This window comes from Rummeliibacillus sp. SL167 (assembly GCF_007896505.1).
In the GTDB taxonomy this organism is placed as follows: domain Bacteria; phylum Bacillota; class Bacilli; order Bacillales_A; family Planococcaceae; genus Rummeliibacillus; species Rummeliibacillus suwonensis.
Genome location: NZ_VCBM01000009.1, coordinates 1 through 11,062 on the forward strand (window position 1 = coordinate 1; position 11,062 = coordinate 11,062).

The 11,062-nt window shown below is 31.5% G+C and carries 11 protein-coding genes and 1 rRNA gene; 6 read left to right on the forward strand and 6 right to left on the reverse strand.

The window, feature by feature from the left end; genetic code table 11:
• Nucleotides 1–167: 167 nt before the first annotated feature.
• The 4 genes from FEZ13_RS19070 to FEZ13_RS19085 all read right to left on the reverse strand — a co-directional run bounded on the left by FEZ13_RS19070 (nucleotide 168) and on the right by FEZ13_RS19085 (nucleotide 4,610).
• Nucleotides 168–824, reverse strand: a complete 657-nt coding sequence (locus FEZ13_RS19070) for an HAD family hydrolase (RefSeq protein ID WP_146550963.1) — start codon at nucleotides 822–824, stop codon at nucleotides 168–170.
• Nucleotides 825–1,071: 247 nt separating this feature from the next.
• Nucleotides 1,072–2,418, reverse strand: a complete 1,347-nt coding sequence (locus FEZ13_RS19075) for an MATE family efflux transporter (RefSeq protein WP_146553962.1) — start codon at nucleotides 2,416–2,418, stop codon at nucleotides 1,072–1,074.
• Nucleotides 2,419–2,756: 338 nt separating this feature from the next.
• Complete coding sequence (locus FEZ13_RS19080; protein ID WP_146550954.1) at nucleotides 2,757–3,365, reverse strand: DedA family protein; 609 nt, start codon at nucleotides 3,363–3,365, stop codon at nucleotides 2,757–2,759.
• A 663-nt stretch (nucleotides 3,366–4,028) separates the two neighbouring features.
• Entirely contained in the window at nucleotides 4,029–4,610 is a 582-nt protein-coding gene (locus tag FEZ13_RS19085; protein ID WP_146553963.1) for an LOG family protein, read from the reverse strand.
• 79 nt (nucleotides 4,611–4,689) lie between these two features.
• Between FEZ13_RS19085 and FEZ13_RS19090 the strand changes: the two genes are divergently transcribed.
• Entirely contained in the window at nucleotides 4,690–5,016 is a 327-nt protein-coding gene (locus tag FEZ13_RS19090; protein WP_146553964.1) for a MazG nucleotide pyrophosphohydrolase domain-containing protein, read from the forward strand.
• 86 nt (nucleotides 5,017–5,102) lie between these two features.
• On the opposite strand, the gene FEZ13_RS19095 is transcribed toward FEZ13_RS19090, so the two are convergent.
• A complete protein-coding gene (locus tag FEZ13_RS19095) occupies nucleotides 5,103–5,543 on the reverse strand; it encodes a DMT family transporter (protein ID WP_146553965.1) in 441 nt (146 codons plus the stop codon).
• Nucleotides 5,544–5,654: 111 nt separating this feature from the next.
• Here FEZ13_RS19095 and FEZ13_RS19100 point away from each other — a divergent pair, with 111 nt between their 5' ends.
• Genes FEZ13_RS19100 through pyrE form a run of 5 tightly spaced genes read left to right on the forward strand, consistent with a single transcriptional unit; the run spans nucleotide 5,655 to nucleotide 10,019 of the window.
• Nucleotides 5,655–7,091, forward strand: coding sequence for a 4-hydroxyphenylacetate 3-hydroxylase family protein (locus tag FEZ13_RS19100; RefSeq protein ID WP_186725994.1), 1,437 nt, complete (start codon nucleotides 5,655–5,657; stop codon nucleotides 7,089–7,091).
• Between the two features lie 48 nt (nucleotides 7,092–7,139).
• Nucleotides 7,140–7,478 (forward strand): aminopeptidase P family N-terminal domain-containing protein, encoded by a 339-nt coding sequence (locus FEZ13_RS20295; RefSeq protein WP_255473252.1) that lies wholly within the window; start codon nucleotides 7,140–7,142, stop codon nucleotides 7,476–7,478.
• Between the two features lie 51 nt (nucleotides 7,479–7,529).
• Nucleotides 7,530–8,342, forward strand: coding sequence for a M24 family metallopeptidase (locus FEZ13_RS19105; protein WP_255473253.1), 813 nt, complete (start codon nucleotides 7,530–7,532; stop codon nucleotides 8,340–8,342).
• A gap of 3 nt (nucleotides 8,343–8,345) precedes the next feature.
• On the forward strand, nucleotides 8,346–9,359 hold the full coding sequence (locus FEZ13_RS19110; RefSeq protein WP_146553967.1) for a cysteine synthase family protein: 1,014 nt from the start codon (nucleotides 8,346–8,348) through the stop codon (nucleotides 9,357–9,359).
• 9 nt (nucleotides 9,360–9,368) lie between these two features.
• On the forward strand, nucleotides 9,369–10,019 hold the full coding sequence (gene pyrE / locus FEZ13_RS19115) for an orotate phosphoribosyltransferase (protein WP_146553968.1): 651 nt from the start codon (nucleotides 9,369–9,371) through the stop codon (nucleotides 10,017–10,019).
• A 951-nt stretch (nucleotides 10,020–10,970) separates the two neighbouring features.
• Here the strand turns inward: pyrE and rrf are convergent.
• A 5S ribosomal RNA gene (gene rrf / locus FEZ13_RS19120) occupies nucleotides 10,971–11,062 on the reverse strand; the annotation flags it as partial.

An 11,062-nucleotide genomic window follows, 5' to 3' on the forward strand; every position in this document is an offset into this window, starting at 1 on the left:
GCGAAGATCTATATAAATGGTCTTAAAAATACAGAGTTTTTCAAAAGCTATGCCAAACAGACACTCCTAATTTTGTAAAATCAACACGCGTGATAAAATATAGATTATTTTGGTGATAAAACTAATATAATTCATTTTAAATGTTCATCTAGGTTCACATATTTTTCCTATAAGGTAGACATCAAATACTCTCTTAATTCTTGTACACTCTGAACTATATGCATAGGGTTTGCTGATAGTAGTTCTTCTTGACTTCCGTATCCATAATTTACAGCGATACATGGAACGCTTTCTTTGCGCGCACCGATAATATCAAATTTTCGGTCACCGATCATCACTACATTTTTAGTGGAGGGTACAGATAATCTCTCTAGGGCGTCATGAATGACTTCATTTTTAGCCGAACGTGAGCCATCTAAGTTACTACCCATCACTAAATCAAAATAAGGCTTTAAATGAAAATGACTGACGATTCTATCAGCAAAAATAGTGGGTTTTGATGTAGCTACAGCTAACTTTGCCCCTTTTTCTTTTAGCGATGATAGGATTTCCTCTATTCCAGGATATACTTGATTTTCATATAGCCCTATCTTTTGAAATCTTTCACGATAATAGTGAACTGCTTCCTCAGCTTCCTTGTTATTAAATCCACAGATCTGACAAAACGCTTCTTTTAATGGCGGTCCGATAAATGATTCCAGAATAGGCTCTTCTAAACTTTTGGCACCCATTCTTTCTAATGCATAAGCAATACTTTTCGTGATTCCTTCTTTTGGATCCGTTAGCGTCCCGTCCAAATCGAATAATATATATTCCATATTCATCATAAATCCTCCTAATGCAGAACAATACTCAGTTACTTTTATTTTAAATTGCAGTTTAATGTTCGTAAACACGCAGTTTTTAGATATTCCAGATAAAAAATAAGTATTATTAAATAAACGCAAAATCTAAGAATAAGCTTTTTACTGGCCGTTGATTTCACACTTATCCTCTACTTTTGTTGCTTTAATCTTGAAACGGGGATCAAACACTGCTAGCAGCCACCAAATAAATTAATATATAAACTGATCAATTGGATACCTGAATATCATTAAATTCTTTCTGAATCATTCTTAAAATAAAAAATACCATTATAGACCCTACGATATTCATCATAGAAATCGTCCAGTACAAACATTCTACTTGAGCATATCGAACAGTCAGATACCAGCCAATACCAATAATAGCGGCGAAATAGATCACATTTAATGTTAGCGCTAAATAACCTTTATTCATTTGCTCTAACGCTGTAAGAGTCATCAAGACTACACCAAAGAATAAATAAGTGGGTGCTACGATTTTTAGAAATAGTACTGCTTGTTGAATAGCAGCATCTTCAATAAGCATTAGCCGAACAATGTTCCCTTTAAATATAAAAATCAATACAGACATCATTATGTAAAAAATGAAGGTGAATAAAGTACCCTTTTTCATAACCTCATAGACTCTTGGGTGATGTACTTCCCCTGCACCTATATGATTGTTAATGATTATGCCTAAGGCACTTCCAATTGCGATAGCAGGAATAATAGCAAATGTTTGAATATAATAACCTACACTAAAGCCTGATAAAGTGGAATGGCCAAAAGGCTCGATTATTTTATTGTAAAAGAAATTACTAATAAAAATAATAATATAAGAAATAAAAATCGGTATACCTACTACTTTAAGGAAAAAAATCCCTTTATGATATAGTTTAAAATATTGTTTTTTTATTTTTAATAAATCCAATTTCTTCAATACTATCATTGAAACAAGGCATAATATGAAAGAACTGATCGCATTCGCATAAACAAGTGAAAATATCCCTTTATGCCAATGGAAGGAATACATATAGACAAGTATTATATTCAACGATGCATAGCCAATACTGAGTATCATAGAAAGGCCCAACTTGCCGATTCCTCGCAAGCTTGAAGTCAATACCATGGCAATGATCCCTAGAATATTCACTAAAAATATCAGATTTAAGAAATCTATAAACTTAGTAGCTACATCATTTGGCACATTATAATATGTCGCTATATAAGGGGATAAAAAATGAATGATCGTCCAAACTGCTATGGATATAACACTACTAAGTAAAACAAAAGTGAAGATATTATTTTTTATTCCCTCCTTGTCCCCTTCTCCATTTAATCGAGCAATCGAAACCTGATTACTTATTTGGAAAGCTTCCACTAATGCAATCGACAAGAACGCAAATGGTGTATACAGTGATCTAACGTAAATTTCTTCAGTTCCTAAATTCCCCATAAAAGCAACGTTCGCTAACTGAACAATTGATGTAACGATTGATGCTAGTATAAGTGGTAGACTTACCTTTACTATTAAACGATAAATATTTCCATGGAGAAAATCGATATCTTTTGTCATTTTCTTACCTCCAAAAATTGCAATTCAAAATGTACAGATCCCTGATTTTATATTAGGAATTTGTAACGCTTGAAACTCTTCATAGAATGTTTGAAAGAAACTACTTCAATCCTTTTATTAATTATGACCATGCCCAAAAAATTTCTATGTTTTTTTGTTTGTTCTGGATTAAATAGTTCAAACAATTTTATCCATTAAAACCAATTATCTTAGCATTTATAAATAAACAAAATTCATCTCAAGATTTTAAAAATGAACAATTTTAGAATCACCTTACGCTGCTTGCAGATAAAAAAACTGTAGTTATACTTCAAAATAAGTATCTACAGTGAATGCACCTATTGTTTTTTTCGACTTTTAATAAACCAAACTATAAACAGCATAAAGAACACCGCCAAAAGAATAACAACTATATGTGAATAAGCTTCTATATATCCCGCAATCGTATCCCATGACGAACCTAGCGCAGCACCCAGATTGACTAAAACACTATTCCAAATCAAAGAACCAATCGTCGTAAAAAACAAAAATATACTAAAATTCATACGAGCCATACCAGCTGGAATCGAGATCAAACTTCTTACTAGCGGAACAAGCCGACCTATTAATACCGCCCAGACACCAATTCTACGAAACCAAGCATCTGCCTTCTGAATATCTTTTTTTGTTAATCGTAAAAGATGCCCCCAACGTTCAACAATTTTTTCTAATCTTTCTACATCTAGAATACGACCAATCCCATAAAGGATAATTGCCCCAACTACTGATCCAAGGGTAGAAAAAATAATAACACCCAGCACTGTTACATCAGATGTAGTGGTCAAAAAACCACTAAACGTCAAAATCACTTCAGAAGGAATAGGAGGAAAAATATTCTCCAAAGCTATTAGAAAAAGTATGCCAATATATCCATAAGAATTCATTATTTCTATAATCCAATTTTCCAATTTGGCTCTCCTTACAGTATCTTTTTAGTTTATAAAAGCTCGAGATTCCTACATCTTGATTTAAAAATTGCTTATTAAATAATTCCCAAAATTAGAATTCTCTATATAAATAATACAATAATAAATGAAATAGAACCATCAATTATAAAGCCGTATTAGATTGCATTATTCAAAATAATATTATAAGAAATAATTCAATCAAAATTTTTATTAACTGAATCAATTTCATAAATCATTTTCTTCTTAAAAAATATAAACATTTAATGATATCCAATTTTGGTTGTTGTAAAGTTAGGAAAGAAACTCAAAATGTATGTACAATTTCTTTGTGCATTATTAGTTCAGGGGGATTTATTTAAAGGTGAGGAAAGATTGAACTAAAAACCTCACAGGAATGTGGGAACGAGAAAATCGAGGATAAGCCTGAGGAAAGCACCGCCTGGAACAAAAACTCAATATTGAAGCATGAACATTTATTGAATTTTCATATTTTATCTAGACCCTGAATTATGAAAATGATTCGACCACTGAACTTATGAGTAAAAAGGACAAAGAAGAAAGGCAAATAGCTATCTAATTTTGGATAGTCATTTGCCTTTTCATATTTTAGATTTATATTGAAAATCCTATATAAAATACTATATTTTTGATGTTTCTATGGATTTATGTTTGGCTTTCTTTTATATACGTTTTTATAGAAGGCGGAGTAAAGGTTCGAAATTTTTCTAATAAATTTGCTGGATCCGAATCTACCATAGCCATTGAAAGGTATTTATCCTGAAGAAATTGTTGTTTATTCATATATTCAAAAAATGCAATTAGTAAATCATAATAGTGGTCAATATTTAATATTCCACAAGGCTTTTGATGTAACCCTAATTGTCCCCAAGTAAAAACCTCAAAAAATTCTTCCAATGTTCCTGGGCCTCCAGGTAAGGCAATAAACCCATCCGCCAGTTCTGTCATTTTTTTCTTTCTTTCATGCATAGAATCTACAATGATTAGTTCTGTTAAGTTAGGATGAGATATTTCCCTATCTTCTAACATTTTGGGAATTACACCAACTACTTTCCCACCCGATTTTAATACTGCATCAGCAACAGTTCCCATAATTCCTACACTAGCTCCACCATATATAAGTGTTATACCTTGTCTAGCTAATTCATTTCCTAGTTTTACTGCTCCTTCTTTATAGGTAGATAAGATACCATTGCTTGAACCACAAAATACCGCTATACTTTTCATATTTCTCCTCTATTCCTTATTTATTATATTATATATTATAGACGATTTTCTTACTTAATGAAATAAAAGGAGACTTACAATGGATATCAATGAATTTCAACAATGGGTTAAAGACTACTATACGTTAAAAGGATGGTCCGATTTAAATATTTTTGTTAGAATCGGTTTTTTAGTTGAGGAAATTGGTGAAGTGGCACGAGCTATAAGAAAATTGGAAATTGGAAGAGATAGGCCTGATGAAAATGACGGTACATACCAAGAAAGAGAGCAAGAACTCACTGAAGAGCTAGGAGATGTATTCGCTAATTTAATTATCATAGCTAATAAATACGATATAAAACTTGAGGACATTTTCAAAGCTCATCAAGTCAAACTAGATAAACGATATTTAACATATAAAAATTAGAAACAATCTTACCAATTTAATAAGATCATATTATCTTCCATAGGTTAGCAAGGCTTATAAATATCCTTGCTAACCTATATTATCTTTTAATACCTTTGAACTATTATCATCCCACAGATTACTAAAGTAATTCCCATTAATCTTGGTAAATTTATAGTATGAATTTGTACATTTAAAAGCCCAAAATGATCAATTAGTACTGAAGCGAGTACTTGACCCGCAAGAATATATACCACAGTTGAAGTAGCTCCTATTTTTGGAATGAGTATAACAGTAGCCACGACATAAAAAGCCCCTAATAATCCCCCTGTCCAAATCCACCAAGGAGTCTCCATCCATTCTTTACTTATTTTTATTCCTTGTCCAAACAGAGATATAATAAATAAGGCCACCGCTCCTGTGATAAAAGAAATTGTAGAGGCCACTACCGGAGAACCAACTACAGATTTTAATTGAGCATTAATACTAAACTGTGTAGGAAGAGCCATACCAGCTAGTAATGCATAGATTATTAAAAGATATATCATTTAAACACCCTCTTTCTTTTTTAATCGGTATAAATTGACATAAAAATACAAATATATTATATTTGTAATATAATTATTATATTACATTTATTTGTAAAAAAGAGGATAATTTTGGAGAAATATAGCGAACGCCTAAAAAAATTCAATAATGTTTACTTAAATGGTACACGCATCACCGATTTACCAACTGAGCCTGCTTTTTCAGGTTCAATTAAAGCAATAGAAAGATATTATGATTTACAAAACGAGAATCCTGATATTCATTGTTTTCTAGATAATCAAAGACACCCCTCACCAATTAGTTTAATGATTCCTAAAACTATTGAAGATTTAAGAAAAAAAAGAAAGTCTTATAAATCAATTGCAGATATATCATTTGGTATGTTAGGCAGAACCCCAGATTTTATTAATGCTGCTTTAGCATCTTTGTGTGCTCATTCAGAATTTCTTGGCAAAGACAGATACACTAATTACTCAAATAATGCAATTCAATACTATAAATACGTTAAAGAAAACAATTTATTTATTGGTCATGGTTCTATAAATCCTCAAATTGATCGTTCAATCCCTCTTGGAAAACAACAAAATGAATTTGCTGGTGTCCATGTAATTGATCATGATACTAATGGTATTAGAGTAAGTGGGGCGAAAATGATTGTGACGTTAGCTCCTATTGCGGATGAATTATTAATATTTAACATGCCTGGTTTAAAGCCAGGAGATGAAAAATATGCCGTAGCTTTTGCACTTCCTGTCAACTCATCAGGCGTGAAAATAATTTGTAGAAAAACCACTGTAAAACCAGGTCTTAGTAATTTTGATCACCCACTTTCTAATAGTTTTGATGAGATGGATGCATATTTGTTATTAAATCAAGTATATATTCCATGGGAACGCGTTTTTGTATTTAAAAATATTGAACGATCAAACCAATTTTTTGACAAATCATTTATTAGACATCATACTGGCCACCAAGATGTCGTTAGAGCAATATCGAAAGCAGAATTACTTACTGGTATAGCAATAAAATTGGCGAGAATGTTAAAATTAGATAATTTTATAAATATTCAAGAAAAATTGGGGGATTTAACTTCAAGTATAGAACTATTAAAAGCAAGTATATTACTAAGTGAGGAAACAGCTCAAGTTAGTCATCAAGGAATTATCACCCCTAATATTAACACAATACAGGCAATTAGATATCATTTCCCAAAAATGTATGCAAAAATGGTCCAACATATTCAATCTATGACCGCAGGATCTATGTTAGCTACACCACATTATCAAGATTTCATATCTGAGAATAGAGAATATTTAATGCAATCATTATCTACAGGAGAATTGGATGCTTTAGAACGTACACAATTATTAAATCTTGCTTGGGATGTAACTGGTGATAGTTTTGGTCAACGTCAGTTAGTCTATGAATATTATCATGCTGGTGACCCAATGCGAATAGCTGCTAATCACTATCTATCCTACGATAAAAAAGAAATGCTAGATATGGTCAATCAGGTTTTCAATATTAAAGAGAATATAAAAATATAAGTTAATATCTGAAAATAGAAAATATTCAAAAAAGGCGTATATCTATTCATGCTTTTTAATATTGATCGACTGGCCTATCAAATGGAAGTTAATAATTTAGATGCTATAGTTGCTTGCACAAGAGAAAATATACATTACTTCACTGGGTTTGATCCTGTTATAAAAATATTAAATCCTTATCAAGGACAATGTTATGCTGTAATAACAGCTGAACAACCTAGTGTTGTTCATATTGTTCATTCGATAGGAGAAATTGATCAAGTTCTTGATGCTACCTCAAATATTGGAAGAGTAGTTACTTATGGCACATTCTATAGAGAATGTAAAGATATAGATATTCTTACAAAGGAAGAAAGGCTCTTAAAAAGCTATTCAGATATTAAGTAAAGTAAAAAAAATGGAGAAGAAGCCCTGTGCTTTTTATTAAACGAACTAAAGGTGACTAACGGAAGAATTGGAATAGATGAGGAAGGTATAAGACCTAATATAAAACAGTTTGTTTGCTTCAAGCTTTCTGAAGCTTCCTTCATTAATTCATCTCGTATTATAAAGCAGATTAGAGCCGTTAAAACTAGCGAAGAAATTAAAGCTTTAAGTTACGCAGCCCATTGTATTGAAGATGCCATAGATACAGTTGCCACCGAATTATATGAAGGTATGAGCGAATTAGAAATATTACAGATCTTTAACGCTTCTATAGTGTCTAAAGGAGCACTTCCAATTTTGCCTATGTTAAAGATAGGGAGACATGCTGTCGGAGGACAGAGAAAGCAACAGAAAAATATCAAACTTAAAGCTGGAGATGCAATTTGGTTTGATTGCGATATTGTATGTAATGGTTATTGGGCGGATATTGCTAGAGTTTTATTTTTTAAAGAGTTAAAAGATAGCGCTTGTAAATATAGGGCACTATATCAAGGGCAACTTGAAGCTATTAACCTTATAAAACCAGGAATGACTGGAGGTGATGTATTTAATCTAACAATGGATGCTGTACACAATGCCGGTTTTAAAGAGTATCAACGTCATCATGTAGGACATGGAATAGGCCTAGAACCTTATGAATTCCCTGTTTTAGAACCAAATAATAAAGAAATTATTGAAGAAGGCATGGTTATCTCTTTAGAAACACCCTACTATGAATTTGGTCTCGGTGCTTTGCATGTCGAAGATCCCATTCTCATTCAACATGATAAAAATAAAATTTTAACAAGAAATAGTGGAAATATTAGAATTGTGGAGGGAAAATAATCAATGATACTAAATAGCATAATAGATTGTATAGGTAACACCCCAGTAATAGAATTAAAAGATGATTTAATACCAAAAGGAAAAAGGTTATATTTAAAATTAGAATATTTTAATCCAAATTTTAGCGTCAAAGATCGCACAGCCTATGGTCTAGTAAAGGCGGCCCTTGACAATGGAAAACTTAAAGAAGGAGGAATCTTAATAGAGTCAACATCTGGAAACTTGGGTAAATCATTATGCATGCTTGGCGCTGCTTTAAAATTTAAAGTTATAATCGTTGTTGATCCTAAAATTAGCCCCAGTATTTTAAATTGGTATGAAGCATATGGAGCCCATGTTGATATGGTAAAAGAACCTGCTGAAAATGGCGGATTTCAACAAGCAAGAATTAATAGAGTAAAAGAATTATTAGAGAAATATCCAAATGCATACTGGCCAAACCAATATGATAATCCAGATAATCCTTATTATCACTATAATACAACTGCAAAAGAAATTATGAAATTACCAACTAGTAGTGTCATTGGAGCAATTAGTACAGGTGGACATTTATGTGGTGTAGGAAAGCTAGTAAAAGAAAAATCTCCAAATACAAAAGTAATTGCATGTGATGTTAAAGGATCTGCAGTTTTTGATAATTTCTTCAAACCTTATTTAATCAATGGTGTGGGATTGAGCTGGAGAGGGGAAAATACAGATATTTCTGTAATAGATAAAGTATCTATTTCAAATGATCAAGAGGCTATTTCCATGTGTAATTTGTTAGCTAAAGAACACGGAGTAATGGTCGGAGGATCTGGTGGATTAGTTGTCCTAACAGCTTTAGCTTGGTTAAAGAATAGTGATTGTGACAGTGCAGTAGCAATCATTCCAGATACAGGAATAAATTATTTAGATCAAATTTATAACAAAGCATGGAGAGATGAAAAAGGAATTACATTATTAAATAGAACAAATATTGAAAATATTATCAACAAAAAAGTGTTTTCTACACCAAAAGAAAAAATTTTAATTTAAGGAGTATTTATGATTGCAAAAGAATTCACAAATTATATTTTTAAAAACAATATCATAAGATTTGGAGAATTTAGGTTAAAATCAGGCAGACTAAGTCCTTACTTTTTTAATTTTGGAGCATTTAATAGCGCCTCAAAGCTTTCTTCTCTAGGGGAATTTTATGCTTCCACTATCATAGAAAAGAAAATAGATTTTGATGTTATTTTTGGTCCCGCTTATAAAGGCATTCCTATAGCCCTGTCAACTGCTTTATCTTTAAATAAAAAAGACTATCCAGATGTTCCTTTTTCTTTCAACAGAAAAGAAATAAAACAATACGGAGAAGGCGGACAAATTATAGGATCTAAAATAAAAGGAAAAAGAGTGCTTGCTGTAGACGATGTTCTTACTTCTGGAAAAACCATAAGAAATACCAAAGAAATTATTGAAAGTGAAGGTGGTATTTTATATGCTTTTTTAGTAGCTTTGGATAGAGAAGAAAAAGGGTTAAATACTGAACTATCTGCGCTTGAAGAAGCAGCAAGAGAATGCAATGTAAAAATTTATTCAGTAGCGAACATTTCAAATATCATCGAATATTTAAATGAAAATTATGATAAAAATCATAAATTCAATAAATCTGTTAGAGAATATATAGAAATCCATGGTAGTAAAAAATAATTACTTTATCAATTTCATCATTATACAAAGCTTGAATTACCGGCCAGCTCTTAAAAATGCTGGCTTTTATTTTAGCAGTCATTTTCACCTAAAAATAATTATTTCACATACTATTGTAGTCGTTCTATAATATACAATAGAAAGTTAAGGATAAAACCAACATATGCCCTATCCATCTTTTGTGCTTATTAAAAGGATTCCCGACTATACAATAGTATTGCTTTGCGATCAAATTCAGATACACGAAACCTTTATGAAATATTACATTTAAGATGGACATAACGCATTTAATTTTTAACATCTATAATGCAAAATCTAAATAAAAATACGAACATTTTACATCAATATGAACATTAATATTCAGAAATTTTTGTTCCGCTACAAACGGGGCTTTCAGCTCAAGCTTTTTCCGTATGAGTCTCCGTCCTCCGCTCCACGACTATCAAAATTAGTTATTATTAAATGTTCGTACTCTTAAAGAAGATGGTGATTTACGAAATTGATTCACATCTGAAATATATAATAAAATTTCTTCAATAAATAATATTTAAATATTTTCCCATATACCTGTATTAATTAGTTTAACCATATTCGTATTCATTAAACATCAGCAAAATTTAAACACTACTTTCAAATCAGACAATTAAAATAGACCAAGGTTTTGTGTTGTAGCAACTTTATATGGAACAGTGAGCAATGATAGTCCATATTCGATAAAACCCATCACAATGAGCTGCTTCCATGACTTAAAAATCCACACTCACAAGATTCTATATTAAACTATCTTTTCTTTAAAAGCACTTTGAGAGAAAAAATTTAAAACAAATTAGAACTCTTATAAGAAATGTTCGATTAAGTATTAACATACTATACTATACTATACTATACTATACCAAAATGCTAATCTATAAAAAGCACAACTGAATATATAATCAGTTGTGCTTTATGTGTGCCTAGCAACGTCCTACTCTCGCAGGGGGACAGCCCCCAACTACCATTGGCGCTCAAGAGCTTAACTTCTGTGTTCGGCATGGGAACAGGTG